The sequence below is a fragment of the Nocardioides piscis genome (assembly GCF_011300215.1).
In the GTDB taxonomy this organism is placed as follows: Bacteria; Actinomycetota; Actinomycetes; order Propionibacteriales; family Nocardioidaceae; genus Nocardioides; species Nocardioides piscis.
The window spans coordinates 2,186,668-2,207,587 of sequence record NZ_CP049866.1 but is presented as its reverse complement, the minus strand read 5'-3'; the positions used below and the strand labels follow the sequence as shown (position 1 = coordinate 2,207,587).

General features: G+C 70.5%; 23 protein-coding genes and 1 pseudogene. 13 read left to right on the top strand and 11 right to left on the bottom strand.

Annotated features, from left to right (window positions below; all coding sequences use genetic code 11):
- Window positions 1–432, top strand: coding sequence for a CBS domain-containing protein (locus tag G7071_RS10840; protein ID WP_166318435.1), 432 nt, complete (start codon window positions 1–3; stop codon window positions 430–432).
- A gap of 21 nt (window positions 433–453) precedes the next feature.
- A complete protein-coding gene (locus G7071_RS10835) occupies window positions 454–822 on the top strand; it encodes an FKBP-type peptidyl-prolyl cis-trans isomerase (RefSeq protein ID WP_166318432.1) in 369 nt (122 codons plus the stop codon).
- Window positions 823–831: 9 nt separating this feature from the next.
- On the opposite strand, the gene G7071_RS10830 is transcribed toward G7071_RS10835, so the two are convergent.
- Window positions 832–1,077 (bottom strand): RNA-binding S4 domain-containing protein, encoded by a 246-nt coding sequence (locus G7071_RS10830; protein ID WP_246209948.1) that lies wholly within the window; start codon window positions 1,075–1,077, stop codon window positions 832–834.
- Between the two features lie 11 nt (window positions 1,078–1,088).
- On the bottom strand, window positions 1,089–2,360 hold the full coding sequence (locus G7071_RS10825; protein WP_246209947.1) for a DUF445 domain-containing protein: 1,272 nt from the start codon (window positions 2,358–2,360) through the stop codon (window positions 1,089–1,091).
- A gap of 41 nt (window positions 2,361–2,401) precedes the next feature.
- On the opposite strand from G7071_RS10825, the gene G7071_RS10820 reads away from it, so the two are divergent.
- The 3 genes from G7071_RS10820 to G7071_RS10810 are packed head-to-tail and all read left to right on the top strand — an operon-like array spanning window position 2,402 to window position 5,854.
- Entirely contained in the window at window positions 2,402–2,797 is a 396-nt protein-coding gene (locus G7071_RS10820) for an FAD synthase family protein (protein ID WP_166318429.1), read from the top strand.
- Window positions 2,797–4,281 (top strand): MXAN_6640 family putative metalloprotease, encoded by a 1,485-nt coding sequence (locus G7071_RS10815; RefSeq protein ID WP_166318426.1) that lies wholly within the window; start codon window positions 2,797–2,799, stop codon window positions 4,279–4,281. The genes G7071_RS10820 and G7071_RS10815 overlap by 1 nt, the downstream gene beginning before the upstream one ends.
- Window positions 4,282–4,330: 49 nt before the next feature.
- Window positions 4,331–5,854, top strand: coding sequence for an MXAN_6640 family putative metalloprotease (locus G7071_RS10810; RefSeq protein ID WP_166318423.1), 1,524 nt, complete (start codon window positions 4,331–4,333; stop codon window positions 5,852–5,854).
- Here G7071_RS10810 and G7071_RS10805 read toward each other — a convergent pair.
- On the bottom strand, window positions 5,832–6,428 hold the full coding sequence (locus G7071_RS10805) for a TetR/AcrR family transcriptional regulator (RefSeq protein ID WP_206062769.1): 597 nt from the start codon (window positions 6,426–6,428) through the stop codon (window positions 5,832–5,834). The genes G7071_RS10810 and G7071_RS10805 overlap by 23 nt on opposite strands.
- A 40-nt stretch (window positions 6,429–6,468) precedes the next feature.
- Between G7071_RS10805 and G7071_RS10800 the strand changes: the two genes are divergently transcribed.
- The 6 genes and pseudogenes from G7071_RS10800 to G7071_RS10775 all read left to right on the top strand — a co-directional run bounded on the left by G7071_RS10800 (window position 6,469) and on the right by G7071_RS10775 (window position 10,977).
- Complete coding sequence (locus G7071_RS10800) at window positions 6,469–7,734, top strand: acyl-CoA dehydrogenase family protein (RefSeq protein WP_166318420.1); 1,266 nt, start codon at window positions 6,469–6,471, stop codon at window positions 7,732–7,734.
- Window positions 7,731–8,501: an SDR family NAD(P)-dependent oxidoreductase gene (locus G7071_RS10795; protein WP_166318417.1), complete on the top strand. Its 771-nt coding sequence runs from the start codon at window positions 7,731–7,733 to the stop codon at window positions 8,499–8,501. Before G7071_RS10800 ends, G7071_RS10795 begins: the two co-directional genes overlap by 4 nt.
- Window positions 8,498–9,574 carry a phosphotransferase family protein gene (locus G7071_RS10790; RefSeq protein ID WP_166318414.1) on the top strand — a complete coding sequence of 359 codons (1,077 nt, stop codon included), beginning with the start codon at window positions 8,498–8,500 and terminating at the stop codon, window positions 9,572–9,574. Before G7071_RS10795 ends, G7071_RS10790 begins: the two co-directional genes overlap by 4 nt.
- Window positions 9,571–9,762: pseudogene (locus tag G7071_RS20020) on the top strand (histidine phosphatase family protein); the annotation flags it as partial. The gene G7071_RS10790 and the pseudogene G7071_RS20020, both read left to right, overlap by 4 nt.
- A 98-nt stretch (window positions 9,763–9,860) precedes the next feature.
- The gene (locus G7071_RS19675) at window positions 9,861–10,235 is read left to right on the top strand and encodes a histidine phosphatase family protein (RefSeq protein ID WP_166318411.1); all 375 of its coding nucleotides are present in this window, start codon (window positions 9,861–9,863) and stop codon (window positions 10,233–10,235) included.
- A gap of 7 nt (window positions 10,236–10,242) precedes the next feature.
- On the top strand, window positions 10,243–10,977 hold the full coding sequence (locus G7071_RS10775; protein WP_166318408.1) for an SDR family oxidoreductase: 735 nt from the start codon (window positions 10,243–10,245) through the stop codon (window positions 10,975–10,977).
- Window positions 10,978–11,051: 74 nt separating this feature from the next.
- On the opposite strand, the gene G7071_RS10770 is transcribed toward G7071_RS10775, so the two are convergent.
- Window positions 11,052–13,166, bottom strand: a complete 2,115-nt coding sequence (locus G7071_RS10770; RefSeq protein ID WP_166318405.1) for a DEAD/DEAH box helicase — start codon at window positions 13,164–13,166, stop codon at window positions 11,052–11,054.
- 251 nt (window positions 13,167–13,417) lie between these two features.
- Between G7071_RS10770 and G7071_RS10765 the strand changes: the two genes are divergently transcribed.
- Window positions 13,418–14,035, top strand: a complete 618-nt coding sequence (locus G7071_RS10765; protein WP_166318402.1) for a TetR/AcrR family transcriptional regulator — start codon at window positions 13,418–13,420, stop codon at window positions 14,033–14,035.
- A 3-nt stretch (window positions 14,036–14,038) separates the two neighbouring features.
- Here the strand turns inward: G7071_RS10765 and G7071_RS10760 are convergent, their stop codons facing one another.
- The 7 genes from G7071_RS10760 to paaA form a co-directional block, all read right to left on the bottom strand.
- Window positions 14,039–14,944, bottom strand: coding sequence for an AMIN-like domain-containing (lipo)protein (locus G7071_RS10760; RefSeq protein ID WP_166318399.1), 906 nt, complete (start codon window positions 14,942–14,944; stop codon window positions 14,039–14,041).
- A 125-nt stretch (window positions 14,945–15,069) separates the two neighbouring features.
- Window positions 15,070–15,336 (bottom strand): 2Fe-2S iron-sulfur cluster-binding protein, encoded by a 267-nt coding sequence (locus G7071_RS19265; RefSeq protein ID WP_246209946.1) that lies wholly within the window; start codon window positions 15,334–15,336, stop codon window positions 15,070–15,072.
- A 5-nt stretch (window positions 15,337–15,341) separates the two neighbouring features.
- A complete protein-coding gene (locus tag G7071_RS10755; protein WP_246209945.1) occupies window positions 15,342–16,133 on the bottom strand; it encodes an FAD-binding oxidoreductase in 792 nt (263 codons plus the stop codon).
- Between the two features lie 4 nt (window positions 16,134–16,137).
- Window positions 16,138–16,635 carry a 1,2-phenylacetyl-CoA epoxidase subunit PaaD gene (gene paaD / locus G7071_RS10750; RefSeq protein ID WP_246209944.1) on the bottom strand — a complete coding sequence of 166 codons (498 nt, stop codon included), beginning with the start codon at window positions 16,633–16,635 and terminating at the stop codon, window positions 16,138–16,140.
- On the bottom strand, window positions 16,632–17,558 hold the full coding sequence (gene paaC / locus G7071_RS10745) for a 1,2-phenylacetyl-CoA epoxidase subunit PaaC (RefSeq protein ID WP_166318393.1): 927 nt from the start codon (window positions 17,556–17,558) through the stop codon (window positions 16,632–16,634). The genes paaD and paaC overlap by 4 nt, the downstream gene beginning before the upstream one ends.
- On the bottom strand, window positions 17,558–17,851 hold the full coding sequence (gene paaB / locus G7071_RS10740; RefSeq protein WP_166318390.1) for a 1,2-phenylacetyl-CoA epoxidase subunit PaaB: 294 nt from the start codon (window positions 17,849–17,851) through the stop codon (window positions 17,558–17,560). Before paaB ends, paaC begins: the two co-directional genes overlap by 1 nt.
- Window positions 17,848–18,798 carry a 1,2-phenylacetyl-CoA epoxidase subunit PaaA gene (gene paaA / locus G7071_RS10735; RefSeq protein WP_166318387.1) on the bottom strand — a complete coding sequence of 317 codons (951 nt, stop codon included), beginning with the start codon at window positions 18,796–18,798 and terminating at the stop codon, window positions 17,848–17,850. Before paaA ends, paaB begins: the two co-directional genes overlap by 4 nt.
- 60 nt (window positions 18,799–18,858) lie before the next feature.
- Between paaA and paaZ the strand changes: the two genes are divergently transcribed.
- Window positions 18,859–20,907 (top strand): phenylacetic acid degradation bifunctional protein PaaZ, encoded by a 2,049-nt coding sequence (gene paaZ / locus G7071_RS10730; protein ID WP_215727620.1) that lies wholly within the window; start codon window positions 18,859–18,861, stop codon window positions 20,905–20,907.
- The last annotated feature ends 13 nt before the right edge of the window (window positions 20,908–20,920 follow it).

Genomic DNA, 20,920 nt, shown 5'->3' with positions numbered 1-20,920 from the left:
ATGCGCATCAAGGACGTTCTCAGCGCCAAGTCCAGCCACGACGTCATCACGATCAGCCCCGACGCAGGAGTCCGGGAGCTGATCCGCCTCCTCGCCGAGCACAACATCGGCGCCCTGATCGTGAGCGCCGACGGTGAGGGTGTCGACGGCATCGTCAGCGAGCGCGACGTCGTGCGCCGTCTCGGCGACGACACCAGCGTCCTCGACTCCACGGTGCGCGACATCATGACCGCGGAGGTGCGCACCTGTGAGGGCGACGAGGCGCTCACCGACCTGATGCAGGTGATGACCGAGCACCGCATCCGGCACGTCCCGGTGCTCACCGACGGCAAGCTGACCGGCATCATCAGCATCGGCGACGTGGTGAAGACTCGCATCGGCGAGCTCGAGTTCGAGCGCGACCAGCTCGACAGCTACGTCCACCAGACCTGACCGCCACAGAAAGGCCCGACCATGCAGAAGCCTGACGTCGACCCGCACATGGGAGATGCCCCCGCCGACCTCGAGGTCACCGACCTCGTCGAGGGTGACGGCGCCGAAGCCACCTCCGGCTCGACCGTCTCCGTCCACTACGTCGGGGTCGCACACTCGAGTGGCGAGGAGTTCGACGCCTCCTACAACCGCGGCGCCCCGCTCGACTTCCGCCTCGGCATCGGCCAGGTGATCCAGGGCTGGGACACCGGCGTGCAGGGCATGAAGGTCGGCGGCCGGCGTCGCCTCGTCATCCCCCCGCACCTCGGGTATGGCGACCGCGGGGCCGGCGGCGCGATCAAGCCCGGCGAGACGCTGATCTTCGTGGTGGACCTGCTCGAGGTCCGCTGACCCATCAGCTCACCAGGGGACGTCGATGCCGGCGTCCCCTGAGTCGTCTCCGGCCACGACGCGGGCACTCTGGCCCGCCAGGTCGACCTCGTCGCCGACGACCAGCTGCCGGCCACGCCGGGTCTCCACCTCGCCGTTCACCTTGACCTGCCCGTCGGCGATCACCGGCTTGGCCTCGGCGCCGCTCTCGACCAGGTTGGCCAGCTTGAGGAACTGCCCGAGTCGGATCGACTCGTCGCGGATCGGGACGTCCATGGGGTCCTCCATCAGTGCACGGCCAGGCTGATTGCGTGGATGAGGACGCCGACGAGCCCGCCGACGATCGTGCCGTTGATCCGGATGAACTGCAGGTCGCGCCCCACGTGGAGCTCGATGCGGCGCGCGGCCTCCTTGCCGTCCCAGCGCTCGATGGTGTGGGTGATGACGGCGGTCAGCTCAGCGCCATACCTCGACACGGCGAAGACGGCGACGTCGGCGGCGGCCTTGTCGAGCTTCTCCCGCAGCGCGGCGTCGGTGGCGATGCGTCCGGAGAACGCGTCGAGCTCCTGCTGCAGTCGCTGGCGCACCGCCCCGTTGCGGTCGCGCATCGAGCTCAACAGCGCCGAGCGCATCGCCTTCCACAGCGAGATGGCCGTGGTGACGACCTGCGGGTGGTCGAGCAGGCGCTCCTTGAAGCGCTCGGCCCGGTCCTGGGTCTGCGGGTCGGTCAGCAGGTCCTGGCCGAGCTGCCGCAGCATCGAGTCCATCGCAGCGCGTGCGTGGTGGTCGGGGTCCTCACGGATGTCGGAGATCCAGCGGATCGCCTCGACGTGCAGCCGCTGGGTCACTGCCTCGTTGAGACGCGGCGGCGCCCACCAGGGGGCGCGCTCCCCGAGGACCTCGACGAAGGTGTCGCCGTTGTGCACCAGCCAGCGGTGCATCTCGTCGAGCGCAAGGTCGACCAGGCCGTGGTGCAGGTCGTCGCGGACCAGCTCGGTGAGCATGCTGCCGAGCAGCGGCGCGATCGGCTCCTCGCGGAACCGCGGCACGAACGCCTCGCTGACCAGGTCGGCGATGTGCTCGTCGCGCACCTTGCCCAGCGCGATCGCCGCCACGTCGGACACCTCGTCGACCACCCGACGGGTGTTGGCCGGGTCGGAGAGCCAGTCGCCGACCCGCGCCGAGATCCCTGCCGCGCCCACCCGGTCGCGGATGATGTCCTCCTGGAGGAAGTTCTCCCCCACGAACTCCTCGAGCCCCTTGCCGAGCTCGTCCTTGCGCTTGGGGATCAGCGCGGTGTGCGGGATCGGCAGCCCGAGGGGGTGCTTGAACAGTGCAGTCACCGCGAACCAGTCTGCGATGGCGCCGACCATCGACGCCTCGGCGCCGGCGTTGACGAAACCCCAGAACCCGTCCTGGTCGAGCGTGGCGACGTAGACGACGGCAGCGAGGACCAGCAACGCGACCGCGACGGTCCGCATCTGGCGCAGCCCGCGGCGGCGCGCCTCGTCAGCGCCCGGGTCGGGCGTGATCAACGAGATCGGTGTCAAGGTGGTCACTGCGTGATCCTCTCAGCCAGCCGGCGGATACATTGACGCGCATGTCCCGCACCGTGGTCACCTTCGGCACTTTCGACGTCTTCCACGTCGGCCACCTGCGCGTGCTGGAGCGGGCCGCTGAGCTCGGGGACAGGCTGGTCGTGGGCGTCTCCGCCGATGCCCTCAACGAGCGGAAGAAGGGTCGGGTGCCGGTGTTCAGCCAGCGCGAGCGGCTGGCGATCGTCGCGGCGCTGAGGGTCGTCGACGAGGTGTTCGTCGAGGAGAGCCTGGAGGCCAAGCGCGACTACCTCGTCGAGCACGGCGCCGACGTGCTCGTGATGGGCGACGACTGGGCCGGCAAGTTCGACGAGTTCTCCGACGTCTGCGAGGTCGTCTACCTGACCCGCACCCCTGCGATCTCCACCACGGCGATCATCGAGCACATCGCGGAGATGTAGTGCGCACCTTCCTCACCATGCTCGTCGGTCTGACGGCCGTCCTCGCGCCCCTTGCTCCTGCGCAGGCGTCCGGGGACGACCCGGGTCTGCCTGCCCCGACGCGCGAGCTGACGCTGGACCTGCGCGACGCCTACCTCGGCCTCGACCAGGGCGTCACGCAGGATCCCGACCTCGACCTGGCCTTCAGCGCTCGCCGCGGCCACACGGTGCTCGCCCGACCCAGCGATCCGCCCAGCGGTTCGTCCGACTTCACCTGGGACCCGGCCGCTCCGCAGGAACGGGCGTGCGGGGCTTGGGTGTGCGTGCACTACGTCACGACGACCGCCGACGCCCCGCCGATGACCGCGAGCGACGGGGTGACACCCGACTGGGTGCGCCGAAACATCGAGGTGGCCGAGCTCTCGCTGGCCAAGATGGCCGAGCTCGGCTATCCGGCACCGCCCAGCGACGGCGGTCGCGGGGACAGCACGCAGTTCGACATCTATCTCGCCGACATCTCCCGCGCCGGGCTCTACGGCTATTGCACGCCGGAGGCCTCGGTGGCCGGCACGCGTGACCACGCCTCCTCCTACTGCGTCCTCGACGACGACTTCGTCGGTTTCCCGATGCCCCCGGACGAGAGCCTGCGTGTCACTGCGGCCCACGAGCTCTTCCACGCCGTCCAGTTCGGCATGGACGTGCGTGAGGACAAGTGGTTCCTGGAGTCCACCGCCACCTGGATGGAGGAGCAGGTCGCCGACGACGTCAACGACAACCGGCAGTTCCTCGCCGACGGCCAGTTCGGCACGCGCCGCACGCCCCTCGACAGCGGGCAGGCGGGGCTCGGCAGCTATGGCAACTGGCTGTTCTTCCAGTTCCTCTCCCAGCGCTACGGCGTCGATGCGGTCCGCCGCATCTGGCGGCTCGCCGACGCCGGAGCCGGTCGGCGAAACGACTATTCCGTCGAGGCCCTGCGCCACTTCACACGCAGCCGGGGCGAGGCGTTCGCCAAGGTCTATGCCGCCTTCAACCTCGCCAACCTCCAGCCCCGCAAGGCCTATGACGAGGGCTCGGCCTATCGCGCGGCCCGACCCGACCGGACGATGCGTCTGGGTGGACGCCGCCAGGCCTGGCAGGACCGAGCCATCGGCGTCCCGCACCTGGCCTCGCACGTCGTGGCCCTCAGGCCGGGCGCACGGCTGGCACGCCGGGCACGGCTGCGCATCGCCGTCGATGCCCGCCGCACCAGTGGGGCGGTGGCCTCGACGATGGTCTTCCTCAAGTCCGGAAAGGTCGCCCGGGCGAACGTCCGTCTCGACCGGCGCGGCACCGGCCGGCGAGTGGTGACCTTCTCCCCCGCCCGCGTGCGCAAGGTCGTCGTCGTCCTGACCAACGCCTCGACCCGCTATGACTGCGGGCGTCGGACCCCCTACGCCTGCCACGGAGTGCCCCGCGACGACGACCAGCGCTTCCGGCTGACGACCACGACGATCAACCGGCGCTGACGTAACCTCGTCCGGACGACTTGTTCGAGCCCGCGACGAAGGGAAACCTGTGCGTAGGACAACCCGGTCCGCCGTGCTCTTCGGCGCCCTGCTCGTGGTGGTCCTCTCCTCCTTGCCGGTCGCCACGGCAGATCCTGCGGCCGACCTCCCCGACCCCGCGGCGCGTCGGTCGATGGCGGCGCTCGACACGGCCGAGCGGGTCCTCGCCGGCGAGGCACGCCCCACCGACCCCTCCGCCACCTTGGCACTGCGAGACCTGTGGCTCTCGAGACCCGACCTGGCCGAGGGCGAGGAGGACGAGGCCGACGCCTTGTTGGCCCGGCCCACCGACGGCGCGGCCGACCCGCACGGCAACGGCTACACCGTGCCCGCGACGAGCACGTGCGGGCCGACGACCTGCATCCACCACGTGGCCACCACCGCCGACGCCCCACCGAGCGCGGACTGGGTGTCGCTGACGCTCGCGACCATGGAGCGGGTCCATGACCGCGAGGTCGAGCAGCTGGGCTTCCGCCCGCCCGTCTCCGACGGGACAGCGGGAGGCGACGCCCGCGTCGACGTCTATCTCAAGGACCTCGGCACGGGCCTGTATGGCTACTGCGCTGCCGAGAAGCGCGTGTCGGGGCGCACTGCGAGTGGCTTCTGCGTGCTCGACAACGACTACTCGAACGAGCAGTTCCCGAGCCCGACCACACCCGAGCAGGACCTCGCTGTCACCGCAGCCCACGAGTTCTTCCACGCCGTGCAGTTCGCCTACGACTACACCGAGGACCCGTGGATGCTCGAGTCCACGGCCACCTGGATGGAGGAGCAGGTCGCCGACGACGTCAACGACAACCGGCAATACCTGCGCTACAGCCAGCTGCGAGCGCCCTTCGTCCCCCTCGACGCGGTGAGCTCGACCTACGGCTTCCAGTACGGCAACTGGATCTTCTGGGAATACCTCAGCCAGCGGTTCGGTCCCGGCATCGTCAAGCGGGTGTGGCGGGCCGCGCCCCGCCGCTACTCCCTCGCGGCGATCAACAACGCCCTGAGCCGCAAGCGACAGACCCTGCCCGAGGTGTATGCCGACTTCGCGGCCGCCAACACGCACCCGCTCGACTCCTATGCCGAGGCGCCGGGGGTGCCCGAGTTCGCCCCCGCCCCGGCCCTGGCCGACGTCACCTTGACCAGGGCGACGCGGCGGCACAAGGAGCGGGCCAGCATCGACCACCTCGCCTCGGAGACCGTGCACGTGCGGCCCGCCGCCGAGCTCACCGGCCGACGATGGCGACTGCGCGTCGCCGTCCGCGGGCCACGCTCGCCGGTCGTGGGGGCCGCACGCCTCGTGCTCCACCGCGTCGACGGCACGGTCGCGACGCGCCGGCTGCGCTTCAACAAGCGCGGCCGGGCCGTGCAGCGCGCGCCCTTCGCCGCGTCCAAGGTCGTGGCGGTCACGATCTCGATCGTCAACGCCTCGACCCGTTTCCGGTGTGGCCGCCAGACCGACTTCGCCTGTCGCGGGATCGCCCGCGACGACGACGAGCGGTTCACCGTCGTCGCGACAGCGATCAGGACGAGGAAGCGGCGCTGACGTCGAGCACGGCCACCAGCACCCGCTCGCAGTGGCCGACCAGCTCGTCGAGCGTCTCCGCACGCTCCTGTGGCGGTCCGGCCGACCAGCTCAGCGCCCGGTCCTCGACGTAGGCCCACCAGGCGTGCACGAGCGGCCCGCTGGTCGCCGGGAGCTCCAGGGCCGCGATCACCCGGTCGGTCGAGACCGAGCGCACCGAGTCATAGACCTCGCTGACCCGCGGGTCCGCCACTCCGCTGCCGTGGACGAGGGTGAGATAGAAGCTGCGCCGCCGGTCGATCTGCTCGACCATCGCCGTCACCATCGTCCGCACCTGGACCGGCCCGGGGTCCATGGGCTCGGGGGCCGTGTTGCGCAGGATCCGTCGGCCGGCGGCGGCGATGCAGGCGAGGTAGAAGTCGGTCTTGGTCGGGAAGTAGTGGAACAGCAGCCCACGCGAGATCCCGGCCTCGGCGGCCACCTGGTCGAGCGACAGGTCCTGGATCGGCACGTCGACGAGCCGGCCCAGACCGATCGCCACGAGCTGGCGGCGACGGTCGTCGGCGCTCAGCCGTCGCCGTACAGGATCTGACACGCTATTGAGCATTGCTCAACAAAGGGTCTAGGGTCAATCCATGGACTTCTCCCTCTCCCCCCGCGCCGCCGATCTCGCCGCCCGGATCCGCGCGTTCATGGACGCCGAGATCGAGCCGATCGAGGCCGAGCTGCACGAACGGATCAGGCGCGCGCGCGAGAGCGGCGGCGACAACTGGACGCCCGACCCGCAGATCAAGCAGCTCCAGGCAAAGGCCCGGGAGCAGGGCCTGTGGAACCTCTTCCTGCCGGCCGAGCACGCGGGCCGCTATGCCGCCGACTTCGGCACCGACGGTGGTGAGGGCCTCACCAACAGCGACTACGCCCCCCTCGCCGAGGTCATGGGGCGCTCGTTCCTCGCCCCGCTGGTCTTCAACTCCAACGCGCCCGACACGGGCAACATGGAGGTGCTGCTGCGCTACGGCAGCGAGGAGCAGAAGGCGCAGTGGCTCGAGCCACTGCTGCGCTCCGAGATCCGCAGCGCCTTCTGCATGACCGAGCCCGACGTCGCCTCCTCCGACGCGACCAACATGGAGGCCACCGCCGTGGTCGACGGCGACGAGGTCGTCATCAACGGCCGCAAGTGGTTCTCGACCGGCATCGGCAACCCCGACTGCAAGATCCTGGTCTTCATGGGCCTCACCAACCCCGACGCCGACCGACACTCGCGTCACACCATGGTGCTGGTGCCGCGCGACTCTCCCGGCGTGACCGTCGAGCGGATGCTGACGACGATGGGCTACTACGACGAGCCCCTCGGTCACGGTGAGGTGTCCTTCGACGACGTGCGGGTGCCGGTCGCCAACATCCTGCTCGGCGAGGGACGCGCCTTCGAGATCGCCCAGGGCCGCCTCGGCCCGGGACGCGTCCACCACTGCATGCGCGCGATCGGGCTGGCCGAGCGCGCGCTCGAGCTCGCCTGTGACCGCGCGCTGAGCCGCACCGCCTTCGGCAAGCCGCTGGCCAACCTCGGCGGCAACCGCGAACGCATCGCCGACGCCCGGATCGCGATCAACCGCTCGCGCCTGCTCGTCATGCACGCCGCGTGGCTGCTCGACCAGGGGATGTCGATGGAGGCCCTCTCGGCCGTCAGCGAGATCAAGGTCGAGGTCCCCAACATGGCCCTCGACGTCATCGACATGGCCATGCAGCTGCACGGTGGCGCGGGCATGACCGACGACTTCCCGCTCGCTGCTGCCTACGTCGGGGCTCGCTCGCTGCGGCTGGCCGACGGCCCCGACGAGGTGCACCGCAACGTGATCGCCAAGATCGAGCTCGGCCGCTCCAAGGCCCGGAGCGGCCAGTGAGCGCCCCCGGCAAGCGTCGCGTCCTGGTCACCGGCGCGGCCTCCGGGCTCGGCGAGGCCCTCACCGCCGCCTTCCGCGCCCGGGGCGACGAGGTGCTGGCCACCGACGTCGCAGCAGGCGACGGCATCCACCAGCTCGACATCACGTCCGAGGACGACTGGGCGTCAGCCCTCGCGCTCGTGGCGGAGAAGTGGGGCGGGCTCGACGTCCTGGTCAACAACGCGGGCGTGGCCGGCGGCGGCCGCATCGAGCTGTGCTCGATGGCCGACTGGCGCTGGATCTTCGACGTCAACCTGTTCGGGCTCGTGCAGGGCGTGCAGACCTTCACGCCGATGCTCAAGGCCCAGCAGTCCGGACACATCGTCAACGTGGCCTCGCTGGCCGGCCTCGTGCACCCCGCCGGCATGGGTTCCTACAACGCCGTGAAGGCGGCGGTCGTGGCGTTCACCGAGACCTGCGGACACGAGCTCGCCGCCCACGGCGTGCGCGCCAGCGCGGTCTGCCCGTCCTACTTCAAGACCAACCTGATGGACTCCATGCGCGGCTCCGATGAGGTGGTCGGGACCGTGATCGGCTCCCTGGTGGAGAGCTCGCAGGTCACGGCCGAGGAGATCGCAGCAGCCGTGCTGGCGGGAATCGATGCCGGGGACGACGTGATCGTGCCCGACGAGGCCGCGCGCCAGGCGTACTTCCTCAAGTGGGCCGACCGCTCGGCATACGACGAAGTCATGCGACAGCAGGCCCGGCGACTCGAGTCGCTCTCGTGAGCGCCGACCCCGTCCGCGGAGCGCGGCCGGTCCGCGACGAGGACTCCTTCGACGTCGCCGCCGTGGCGTCCTGGCTGCGAGCGCACGCCACGGATGCCGAGGGCCTCGACGGCGAGCCCGAGGTCCAGCAGTTCTCCGGCGGCGCCTCCAACCTGACCTATCTCCTCCGGTGGCCCACCCGCGACCTGATCCTGCGACGGGCACCGAAGGGCACCAAGGCCAAGGGCGCGCACGACATGCGCCGCGAGTTCCGGATCCAGCAGGCCCTGGCACCCGTCTTCCCGTATGTCGCTGCGATGGTCGCCTTCTGCGACGACGCCGCGGTCCTGGGCGGCGACTTCTATGTCATGGAGCGCATCGAGGGCGTCATCCCGCGCAGCGAGTGGCCCCAGGACGTCCCGCTGTCGCCCGAGCAGGCCCGCGCCCTGTGTCTCGGCGCCGTCGAGCGACTGGTCGAGCTCCACTCGGTCGACCCCGAGGCGGCGGGCCTGGGCGACCTCGGCAAGGGCGCGGGCTACGTCCGACGCCAGGTCGACGGCTGGTCGGTGCGCTATCGCAACGCCCGCACCGGCGACGTGCCCGACTACGAGCAGGTGATGGCCTGGCTCGCCGAGCGCCAGCCCGACGACGTCGCGACGTGCGTCATCCACAACGACTACAAGCTCGACAACCTCGTCCTCGACCCCGACGACCCGACCCGGGTGGTCGGGATCCTCGACTGGGAGATGGCCACCCTCGGCGACCCGCTGATGGACCTCGCCGGGTCGATGGCCTACTGGGTCCAGGCTGACGACAGCGACGCCTTCCAGATGATGCGCCGGGTGCCGACCCACCTGCCCGGGATGCTGACCCGCGCCGAGATCGTCGAGCGCTACTGCGCCCGGATGGGCTTCGAGGTCACCCCTGAGCAATGGCGCTTCTATGAGGTCTTCGGGCTGTTCCGGCTGGCCGTGATCGCCCAGCAGATCTACTACCGCTACGTCCTGGGCCAGACCACCAACGAGATCTATGCCCTCTTCGGTGAGGCCGTGCGGATGGTGGAGGCCCGGATCGCCGAAGTGATCGACACGTGAGCCGCATCCTGCTGGTGCGCCACGGGCAGGCCTCGTGGGGCGCGGACGACTACGACCAGCTCTCGGAGCTCGGCGTGGCGCAGTCACGCGTGCTGGGTGCCGCTCTCGCTGCTCAGGGCATCACCCCCGACGTGATCGTCGCCGGCGCGATGAAGCGCCACGGCCAGACCGCCGCCGCAGCCAGTGAAGCGGCCGGTTGGGAGGTGCCGACCTCGATCGACGAGGGCTGGAACGAGTTCGACCACCTCCAGGTCCTCGAACGCCACCCTGCCCCGAGGACGTCGACGTGCTGTCCGACAAGCGCGCCTTCCAGGGCTGGTTCGAGGCGGCGACGCTGCGCTGGACCGGCGGCGAGCACGACGACTACGACGAGTCGTTCGCGGCTTTCTCGGCTCGGGTGTCGGACGCCCTCGACCGGACCATCGCCTCGTTGGAGCCCAGGGGCACCGCGGTCGTCTTCACCAGTGGCGGTCCCGTCTCGTGGGCCGCCAGCGCACGCCTGGGTGGTTCCCCGGACCTGCAGGCGTACCTGTGGCTTCGGCTCAACCAGGTCACCATCAACGCCGGCGTGACCAGCTTCGTCGTCGGCTCCCGCGGCGCCACGATGCTCGCCTTCAACGAGCACACCCACCTCACCCCCGACCACCAGACCTACCGATAGGACCACCATGCCCACGATCCTGATCACCGGCGCCTCGTCCGGCCTCGGCGCCGAGATGGCGCGACAGTTCGCCGCGCTCGGCTATGACCTCGCGCTCTGCGCACGCCGGACCGATCGCCTCGAGTCGCTGGCCGCCACGCTCGGATCCGTCAAGGTCTCGGTCAAGGCGCTCGACGTCAACGACCACGACGCGGTCTTCCGCGTGTTCGAGGAGTTCCGGGCGGAGTTCGGCACCCTGGACAAGATCATCGTCAACGCCGGCCTTGGCAAGGGCCAGCCGCTCGGCACCGGGCGCTTCGACGCCAACCTGGCGACCGCGCAGACCAACTTCATCGGCGCCCTGGCCCAGACCGAGGCTGCCGCCCAGATCTTCCGCGAGCAGAACGCCGGCCAGCTGGTCATGGTCTCGTCGGTCTCGGCGCTGCGCGGGATGCCCAAGAACATCACGACGTATGCCGCCACCAAGGCCGCCGTCGCCCACCTCGCCGAGGGCTTCCGTGCCGACGTGATGGGGACGCCGATCAAGGTGACCGTGCTCTATCCCGGCTACATCGTCTCGGAGATGTCCGCGACGTCGAAGACCACTCCCCTGGTCGCCTCCACCGAGAAGGGCGTCCGCGCCATGGTGGCCGCGATCGAGAAGGAGAAGGACTCCGCCCGGGTGCCGGCGTGGCCCTGGGTGCCGGTCGGGTTCGCGCTGAAGCACCTGCCGCTGCCGATGGCCCGGAAGCTGATGGGCTGACCCGACGAAGCTGGGTCGTGTGCGGTTGCAGTCATCAGTTGGCTGCAACCGCCCACAGCTGACGGCAGCGCGACTCAGCGGCCGCCGCGGGCGGTGAGCGCGTCGGTGAGCAGGCCGACGAGGGCTTCGAGCTGTACGTCGACGGAGGAGGCGATCTCGTCGGCGCCGTCCAGCGCGCGGGCAGCCAGCCCGGCCTTGGAGTCGATCAGCTCGGCGATCTTGGAGTCGATGGTCTGCGCGGCGATGATCCGCCACGCGGTGACCGGCTCGGACTGGCCGATGCGGTGGATCCGGTCGATCGCCTGGGTCTGCTCGGCGTCGGTCCACGACAGCTCCGCGAGCACCATGTTGGAGGCGATCTGGAGGTTGAGCCCCACGCCGGCCGCGGTGAGCGAGCAGACGATGACCGCGGTCTCCGGGTCCTTGGTGAACGACTCGATGGCAGCCGCGCGGGCCTTGGCGGTCTGGTCGCCACGGATGGAGACGTAGGGGATGCCGCGCTTGGCGAAGACGGCCTGGGCCTCGTCCATCACGTCGATGTGCTTGGCGAAGAAGACGACCTTGCCGACGTTGCGTGCCAGCTGGGCGGTGTAGTCGGCGGCCAGGCCGGCCTTGGCGTGGCCGATGCGGCGCATCATCGAGAAGACGTTCTCGCCGTCCTTGGCCGACTCCATGTCCTCGCGCTCCCACTTGGCCACGCGGCGCACGAGGTCGGTGTCGATGCCGTCGACGACGACCTTGCTGGTCCGCGCCTCCAGCGCAGCGTCGTAGCGCTGCACGAGCCTGCGCGACAGCTCGCGCTCGGCGTCGCGGATGGAGCGGCCCTCGGCGCCCTCGAGCTCGACCGGGAGGTCGGCCACGCGGCGGGCCGGGATGTCGGCGGCGACGTCGATCTTCTTGCGGCGCACGATGCCCATCTCGATCACCGAGCGGCGCGCGTTGGGATAGAAACCGGGCTCCCCGGGCATCAGGCCGGTGTCCTCGAGCTTGCGCATCAGCTCGCCCAGCGGCTTGTGGTCGTCGATCCACCCGAGGAACTGCCAGATCGCGCGGAAGTCCTCGATGTCGTTGATCAGCGGCGTGCCGGTCAGCGCCATCAGCAGCGGCCGGGCGATGCGGCCGCGGATCCGCTCCGAGAGCTCGAGGACGTGCTGGGAGCGCTGGGAGGACTTGTTCTTGATGAAGTGGGCCTCGTCGACCACCATGCCGCGGAAGCCGTGGTCGCCGAGCCAGCCGACGTGGCGGTCGAGGACCTCGTAGTTGACGACGATGATGTCGGCGAACCCGTCGACGTCCTCGCCGTCACCGTGGATGACGGTGACCGAGCGGTTGGGCACCCACAGGCTGGCCTCGTGGGCCCAGTTGGCCTTGACGACGTTGGGCACGACGCACAGGAGCGGCCACGCGTTGGCAGCCTGCGCGGCGAGCAGCGCCTGGGCGGTCTTGCCGAGGCCGGGCTCGTCGGCGAGCAGGAAGGTGCGGTGACCGGCAGCGGCAGCCGCCACGAGCTGGGCCTGGTGGGGCATCAGGGCCACCCCCGGGACGGGTGTGGCGCTGGGCAGCCGCATGCAGGCCGATGCTCCGCCGCCGACATATTCGAAGGACTTGAAGAGCGGCTCGAGCAGCTCCCAGTTGGCCAGCCGTCGGGCCTCGACCCGTCGCGACTCGACGCCCGAGAAGTCAGGGACGAGGAAGGGGTTTGCCAGCTGTCGCGAGATCACCGACTGGGGGATCACCCGACGGCTGGAGGTCGAGGCGGAGGTCTTGGGCTTGAGCGGCTCGACCTCCTCGACCACGTCGATGCCGGCAGCCTTGAGCATCTGTCGCTTGAGCGCCCGGGCGCCCTCGGAGATCTCGGCGTCCTCGGCCAGCAGCTGCAGCAGCGAGGTGTCGCGGGCAGCGGTCTTGGCCAGGATGGTGGCGATGCCGTCGAGGCGCTTGAGCTGTTCGGCCTTGCGGCCCTCGGCGAGCTCGGTGTCGGCGTTGAGCCGGTTGCGCTCGTCGCGCACGAGCAGCGCCACGACCTGGAAGGTCGCACGCCCGTGCGGGGCGACCTTGCCGCGCTCGGCAGCCTGCTCCACCTCGCGCACGGACCGCGCAAGGACGGGGATGATCCCCTCGTTGTCCTTGCGGATCACCTTGGTCCCACCGCGCCGGGCGGTGGATGTGCGTCGGCCTCGCTGAGCCACTCATTTCCTCCTCGAGATGCCCGCCGCGCCCCGCGACGGACAGCACTACCTGCGTCGACCGCGGATTGTGTGGCGAAGCGGCGACGCAGAACCCGACAGTGTCTCGCGTCAGAACGACACGGTGGACACCCGACTGATCGGGGCCCCGCAGCCGGATCGGGATGATCAAGCAACGAAGGCGAACGCCATGCTACCCCGCGGCCGTGACAATCCCCGCACCCGCGAGTCCCGGCGCGTGCGAGGCTGGGCGCATGTCCGCCGAACCTGCATCCGGGAGCGTCCCTGCGAGACGGGGTCGCCCCGGCTATGACCAGGCGACGGTGCTCCGGCGCGCCATCGACGTGTTCAACCGGCAGGGATATGACGCCACCAGCATGGGCGACCTCGCCCGCGAGCTCGGCCTGACCAAGTCGGCGATCTATCACCACGTGCCGAGCAAGGAGCACCTGCTGGCCGCTGCGCTCGACGAGGCCCTCGACGCGCTCGACAGCACCGTCACCGCGATCGCCGCCACCAGCCGGCAGCCGGCGGAGGCGCGACTGCGCGCCGCGATCCACTCGTCGGTCGAGATCCTGGTCGACCACCTCCCCGCCGTCACCCTGCTGCTGCGCGCCCGCGGCAACAGCGAGGTCGAGCAGGCAGCCCTCGAACGGCGGCGGGCGATCGACGGCGTGCTCGCCGACCTGGTCCGCGACGCCTGCCGCGAGGGCACGCTGCGCGACGACATCGACCCCGAGCTGATCAGCCGCCTGCTCTTCGGGATGGTCAACAGCTCGGTCGAGTGGTTCCACCCCGGCGGGTCGGTCGACGCCCGGGTGCTCGCCGACGCCATCACCGGGATCGCCTTCGACGGGCTGACCCGGGGCTGAGGGTCAGGGCTCGAGGCACTCCGGGGTGGAGTCGCCTGGCCCGTCGGCGCCCAGGGTGGCCCCGGCAGGGTCGCGGAGGACGACCCGGTCCACCGAGTCGAACTGGTGGAGGCTGGGCAGGATCGCGCCGGCGATGCTGACCGTCGAGCCGCCGCTGCTGCACCCGCCGGTCAGACGCAGGCGTGCCACACCGCCGGTGATCGCGAGACCGGCGTAGCCCGTGGCCCGCGACCGCAGGAGACGCAGTCCGCGTGCCTGCTCACGGGGCAGGGGTCCGGCGAACAGCCGGTCCATGACCCCGGTGGCCAGTGAGCCCGGTGGGACCGGGCGCAGGACGGGCACGAAGAAGGGCTCTCGGTTGTCGGTGTAGCGGTCGCGGTGGAAGAACCACACGCGCCGCTGGACGGTCGGGAAGCGGGCGCCCACCTCGACGACGACCCGGTCGGGACTGCGCAGCGTCTCCACCCGCACGGGCGTACGGCGGGCCACCCCCAGCCCGTAGGTCACGACGGCCTCGAAGTCGCCTGATCGGACGGCAGTCATCACGTTGGGCAGGGCGAACGCCACCCGTCGCGGTGCGGCCGTGGCCACCCCGGCGTCGGTGTGGGCCTGCGCCGCCTCGAAGCGGAGCCGGAGCAGCGCCTGCCCTGCCACGCGCACCCGGCGTCCGGAGCCGTCGGCGAACAAGCGGTCGACGTAGACGACCTCACGCTGCTCGGGCAGGCCACCGCGGAACTCGAAGACCACCCGGTCGACCCCGGCGCGGTGCGCGGCTCGGACGGCGACCAGGACAGGTGTCGAGGCGGCTTCCGACACGGCGTCGGACGCGGCCTGACCACTCGAGGGTGCGACGAGCGACGGTGCGAGCACCGCCGCGAGCAGAGCAGAAAGGAGCCTCTTGGTCTTCATGACATGTCTCCCGACGGGTCGCACTGCACCTGCTCCGAGGCTAAGGGCCCACAGCTCGGAGGGGGAAGGGTCCTTCGGCCGTTGCGGCAGGACCGTCGGTCCTGTGAGCCTCTGGCAGCGGAGCCTCAGGCGTCGAAGTCGACGGTGACCTCGGCGGAGACGGGATGGGTCTGGCAGGTGAGCACGAATCCGCGGTCCACCTCGTCGTCGTCGAGTGCATAGTTGCGGCGCATCTCGACCTCACCGCTCGTGACGTGGGCGCGGCAGGTGCCGCAGACCCCTCCCTTGCAGGCGTATGGCAGGTCGCTGCGTGACGCCGCGGCGCCGTCGAGGATCGTGGAGCTCCGGGGGATGGCAGCCGTCGTCGTCCGGCCGTCGAGCGTGATCGTCACGTCGCTCACGTCGCCGGTGACGACTGCCTCGGGACGCGACAGCTCCGGCGGCGGCTCGTCGACGTAGAACAGCTCGAAGTGCACGCGGTCCCTGGGCACCCCCAGCTCGGTGAGCACGGCGCGCGCGTCGGCGATGAGCCCGAACGGCCCGCACAACCAGACGTGGTCCATTCCCCGACCGGCACCAGGGTGGTGAGGAGTCGTCGCAGCCGGTCGGCGTCGAGGCGTCCGGAGAAGAGCTCCACGTCCCGCGGCTCGCGGGAGAGGACATGGACCAGGTCGAGGCGGTGGCGATAGGTGTTCTTGAGGTCGGCGAGCTCCTCGGCGAACATCACCGTCGTGGTGCGACGGTTGCCATAGACCAGCGTCACCTGCGACTCCGGGTGTCGCAGCACGGTCGAGGCGATGGAGATCATCGGCGTGATGCCCGATCCGGCCGCGATGCACAGGTGGCGTCCGGGCAGCTCGTCGCTGGCCGCGAAGGAGCCTGTCGGCGTCTGCACCTCGATCACGTCGCCGGGACGCACCTCGTGCACGAGCCAGCGCGAGAACAACCCGCCGGGAATCTCTCGTACGCCGATGCGCGGCGCGGCTCCCGCAGGGGCGCAGATCGAGTAGGAGCGCCGGTGCTCGACGCCGTCGATCGTCCGGCGCAGGGTCAGCGACTGCCCGGCAGCGAAGTCGAACTCGGCGCGCAGCTCCTCGGGGACAGCGAAGGTGACTGCCGCTGAGTCGTCGGTGAGGGGCTCGACCCCAGAGACCGTCAGGGGGTGGAAGGCACCGCGGACCTTGAGCATCTCGTCAGATCTCCTTGACGTGCTCGAACGGCTCGAGGCAGTCCTCGCACCGATAGAGCGCCTTGCAGGCGGTCGGCCCGAACTCGGAGGTGAGCGCGACCGCCGCGCTCCCACAACGAGGGCAGTCGATCGCGCGGCGTACGGGAGCCAGCGTCAGCGGGACCGGTCCGCCGTCGCCGACCGGCGCCGGCCCGGGGACCGACAGTCCGTGCTCGTGGAGCTTGCGGCGGCCGCTCTCGGTGATCCAGTCGCTCGACCAGGCCGGGCTCAGGCTGATCCGAACGTCGACGTCGGCATAGCCCGCGTCGGTGAGCGCGTGCACGAGGTCGTCGCGCATCGTCGCCATCGCCGGGCAGCCGGAGTAGGTGGGCGTGATGGTGACCGTCACGTGCTCACCGTCCTCGGCGACGTCGCGGAGCACACCGAGGTCGACCAGCGTCAGCATCGGCATCTCGGGGTCGGTGACGGTGGCGGCCACCGCGAGCGCGCTCGGTGGCGTCACCACTTCCCCTTCGGGTGGGCGCGGGCCACGACCTGCATGACGGCGAGCAGCGGGCCCATGGCCTCGGAGTGCTGCCCGACGCGACCGAGCGGTCCGGTGCCGGACGGGGCCACGTCGGGTCGGTCGACGCCAGCGGTGGCAAGGACGTGCTCGACCACCGCATCGACCTCGTCGGCCAGGGTGGCCGGGTCGACGCCGAAGCCCTGCGCGGCGGCAGCGACCTCGACCTCGCACGGGCGGGAGAGCTCGGCATACATCGGCCACACGGTGCCGAGGCCGGCGACCAGCCTGCGCCGCGACTCCTCGGTGCCGCGGGCCAGCGTGACGAACCAGCGGCCGGCGTAGTCACGGTGATAGGTCACCTCCTTGACGCCCTTGGCGGCCACGGCGGCGAGCACCGGGTCGACGCTCGTCGTCAGCCGCTGGAGCAGGGCGAGCCGGTGGGTCGCGAAGAGCAGGAGCCGGGCGATCGTCACGGCGAAGTCGCCGTTGTCCGCCTCGACGAAGCGGACGTTGCGGAAGGCAGCCTCGTCGCGGAAGAACGCCAGCGCGTCCTCGGCCGGGACCGGCGATCCCTCGGGCATCGTCGGGACGACACCGGGATCGGCCGCCGCCGCGCGCGCGAGCAGCAGCCGCGCCTGTCCGAGGAGGTCGAGGGAGATGTTGGCGAGCGCGATGTCGTCCTCGAGGTCGGGCGCGTTGCTCGTCCACTCCGAGAGGCGGTGGGCATAGATCAGCGCGTCGTCACCGAGCATCAGGCAGTACGCCGCCAACGCGCCCGGGTCGACGCCCGCGGGGACGGTCGTGTCGACGCCGGCGAGGGGATCCTCGAAGTCCGTGCCGAACGCCCACTGGGAGGCGTCACCGCCGAGCAACCCGTCATAGACGGAGTCGTGGTCGAGGTCCAGGTCGTGGCTGTCCATCACATGTGTGGGACGTCGTCGGGGATGGAGTAGAAGGTCGGGTGGCGATAGACCTTGTCGCCGGCGGGGGCGAAGAGCGGGTCCTTCTCGTCGGGGCTCGAGGCGACGATCTGGTCTGCGCGCACGGCCCAGATGCTGACCCCCTCGTTGCGCCGGGTGTAGACATCGCGCGCGTGCCGCACCGCCATCTCGTCGTCGGCGGCGTGCAGCGAGCCGACGTGGACGTGGTTGAGTCCGCGCTTGCCGCGCACGAAGATCTCGTAGAGGGGCCATTCGGGCTGTATGGCGCTCATCGGTCCTCCTCGACCACTGACCGGGCCGCGAAGGCGGTCGCGGCCTCGCGCACCCAGGCGCCCTCGTCGTGGGCACGCTTGCGGTGGGCGATCCGTTGGGCGTTGCAGGGTCCGGAGCCGGCGATCACGGCCGCGAACTCCTCCCAGTCGGGCTGGCCGAAGTCGTAGTGGCCGCGCTCGGCGTTCCACGTCAGGGCCGGGTCGGGCAGCGTGACCCCGAGTGCCTCGGCCTGCGGCACGGACATGTCCACGAACTTCTGCCGCAAGTCGTCGTTGGTGTCGCGCTTGATCCCCCACGCCATCGACTGGGCTGTATGCCCAGTGGGCGAGGCCATGTCTCCAGTGTCGGGCGGACCGAACATCATCAGCGCCGGCCACCAGAACCGGTCGACCGACTCCTGCACCATCGCGCGCTGCTCGTCGGTCCCTCCCATCATCGTCATCAGCAGCTCGTAGCCCTGGCGCTGGTGGAAGGACTCCTCCTTGCAGATGCGGATCATCGCCCGGCCGTAGGGACCGTAGGAGGTGCGGCACAGCGGCACCTGGTTGCAGATCGCCGCGCCGTCGACGAGCCAGCCGATGGTGCCGACGTCGGCATACGACAGCGTGGGGTAGTTGAAGATGGAGGAGTACTTCTGCTTGCCCGAGATCAGCTTCTCGGTCAGCTCAGCGCGGGTGACACCGAGCGTCTCGCAGGCTGAGTAGAGATAGAGCCCGTGGCCGGCCTCGTCCTGCACCTTGGCCAGCAGGATCGCCTTGCGGCGCAGGCTCGGCGCACGGGTGAGCCAGTTGCCCTCCGGCTGCATGCCGATGATCTCGGAGTGGGCGTGCTGCGCGACCTGGCGCACGACGGTGGCGCGATAGCGCTCCGGCATCCAGTCGCGCGGCTCGATGCGTTCATGCCGCTCGATGATGTGCTCGAAGTCCGCTTCGAGGGTGTCGCCCACGGTTGCTCCCTGCTCGACGCGCGCATTTACAGACCGATCGGTCAGGAATAGTCTGACACGGTGACCGACATCACGGCAACCGCCGCGCCCCTGCTCGAGAGCTATGCCTGTGGCACCTGGTTCAGCGCCAGCGACGAGGGCGAACCGCTCCTCGACGCCACGACCGGTGAGGAGGTGGCCCGCATCTCTGCGACCGGGCTCGACCTCGCCGCGATGACGGCCCACGCCCGCGAGGTCGGCGGCCCGGCGCTGCGCAGCCTGACCTTCCACGAACGGTCGGCGGCCCTCAAGGCGATGGCCAAGATGCTGGGCGAGCACAAGGACGAGCTCTATGCGCTCTCCGCCCGCACCGGGGCAACGGCGCGCGACTCGATGGTCGACATCGACGGCGGGATCGGGACCGTCTTCTCGATGGCGTCCAAGGGCACCCGAGAGCTGCCCAACGACGTCGTCGTGCTCGACGGGCAGCCGGAGCGGCTCGGTCGGGAGGGCACCTTCCTCGGCCAGCACCTCTACACCTCACGGCCCGGCGTCGCCGTCCAGATCAACGCCTTCAACTTCCCCGTCTGGGGCATGCTGGAGAAGCTCGCGCCGGCGTTCATCGCCGGGCTGCCGACCATCGTCAAGCCGGCCAGCCAGACCGCCTATGTCACCGAGGCGGTCGTTCGCCGGATCATCGAGTCCGACCTACTGCCCGAGGGCAGCCTCCAGCTGCTCTGCGGGTCGCCGGCCGGGTTGCTCGACGAGCTCGGCGCCCAGGACTCGGTGGCGTTCACCGGCTCGGCGGCGACGGCGGCCCACCTGCGCCAGCACCCCTCGGTGCTGCACGGCGGGGTGCGGCTCGGCGTCGAGGCCGACTCCCTCAACTGCTCGATCCTCGGCACCGACGTCGGCGTCGACGACCCCGAGCTCGAGCTCTTCGTCAAGGGCGTCGTCACCGAGATGACCGTCAAGGCAGGGCAGAAGTGCACGGCGATCCGGCGGGTGCTCGTCCCCGAGCCGATGGCCGACGTCGTGGTGGAGGCGATCTCCCAGCGACTGGCCAAGATCACCGTCGGCAACCCGACCAGTGACGGTGTGCGGATGGGCGCCCTGGCGTCCCTGGCCCAGCGCGACGAGGTCCGCAAGGCAGTCCAGGCGCTGCGCGCATCCGCCGAGATCGTCTTCGGCAACCCCGACGTCGTCGACGTGGTCGATGCGGACGCGGAGACCGGCGCCTTCATGTCACCGGTGCTGCTGCGTGCTCACCCCGGTGCCAGCGAGCCGCACGACATCGAGCCGTTCGGGCCGGTGGCGACCGTCATCACCTACACCGACCTCGACGACGCGGTCCGCCTCGCCGCTCGCGGCCAGGGCAGCCTGGCGGGCTCGATCGTCAGCCACGACCCGGCCGTCGCGCGTGCCCTCACCCTCGGCCTGGCGCCGTGGCACGGGCGCCTGCTGGTCCTCGACCGGACGAGCGCGGCCGAGTCGACCGGTCACGGGTCGCCGTTGCCGGTGCTGGTGCACGGCGGTCCCGGGCGCGCCGGTGGCGGCGAGGAGCTCGGCGGGGTCCGGGCGGTCCTGCACCACATGCAGCGCTCGGCGATCCAGGGCTCCCCCGACATGCTCAGCGCCATCAGCGGCCAGTGGATCACCGGTTCGGCGCGCACCGAGACTCCCGTCCACCCGTTCCGCAAGAGCCTGGCGGAGCTCGCGGTCGGCGACACCATCAGCACGAGCACGCGCACGGTGACGCTCGCGGACATCGAGCACTTCGCGGAGTTCACCGGCGACACGTTCTATGCCCACACCGACGAGGCTGCGGCCCAGAAGAACCCGCTCTTCGGCGGCATCGTCGCGCACGGCTATCTGGTCGTCTCGCTGGCCGCGGGGCTCTTCGTCGACCCCGACCCGGGGCCGGTGCTGGCCAACTTCGGGGTCGACCGGCTGCGCTTCCTCACCCCGGTCAAGGCCGGCGACACCATCCAGGTCACGTTGACGGTCAAGCAGATCACCCCTCGCACCAACGCCGACTACGGCGAGGTGCGCTGGGACGCCACGGTCGTCAACGGCTCGGGCGAGCCGGTGGCGACGTACGACGTGCTGACGCTGGTCGCGAAGCAGTAGCTCGCCGCCATCT

What these genes read in the sequence shown, in the direction of transcription:
- G7071_RS10840 (WP_166318435.1), top strand. Translation starts at nt 1, where the DNA reads ATGCGCATCAAGGACGTTCTCAGCGCCAAGTCCAGCCACGACGTCATC.
- G7071_RS10835 (WP_166318432.1), top strand. Translation starts at nt 454, where the DNA reads ATGCAGAAGCCTGACGTCGACCCGCACATGGGAGATGCCCCCGCCGAC.
- G7071_RS10830 (WP_246209948.1), bottom strand. Translation starts at nt 1,077, where the DNA reads ATGGACGTCCCGATCCGCGACGAGTCGATCCGACTCGGGCAGTTCCTC.
- G7071_RS10820 (WP_166318429.1), top strand. Translation starts at nt 2,402, where the DNA reads ATGTCCCGCACCGTGGTCACCTTCGGCACTTTCGACGTCTTCCACGTC.
- G7071_RS10800 (WP_166318420.1), top strand. Translation starts at nt 6,469, where the DNA reads ATGGACTTCTCCCTCTCCCCCCGCGCCGCCGATCTCGCCGCCCGGATC.
- G7071_RS10775 (WP_166318408.1), top strand. Translation starts at nt 10,243, where the DNA reads ATGCCCACGATCCTGATCACCGGCGCCTCGTCCGGCCTCGGCGCCGAG.
- G7071_RS10765 (WP_166318402.1), top strand. Translation starts at nt 13,418, where the DNA reads ATGTCCGCCGAACCTGCATCCGGGAGCGTCCCTGCGAGACGGGGTCGC.
- G7071_RS10760 (WP_166318399.1), bottom strand. Translation starts at nt 14,944, where the DNA reads ATGAAGACCAAGAGGCTCCTTTCTGCTCTGCTCGCGGCGGTGCTCGCA.
- G7071_RS10755 (WP_246209945.1), bottom strand. Translation starts at nt 16,133, where the DNA reads ATGCTCAAGGTCCGCGGTGCCTTCCACCCCCTGACGGTCTCTGGGGTC.
- paaC (WP_166318393.1), bottom strand. Translation starts at nt 17,558, where the DNA reads ATGGACAGCCACGACCTGGACCTCGACCACGACTCCGTCTATGACGGG.
- paaB (WP_166318390.1), bottom strand. Translation starts at nt 17,851, where the DNA reads ATGAGCGCCATACAGCCCGAATGGCCCCTCTACGAGATCTTCGTGCGC.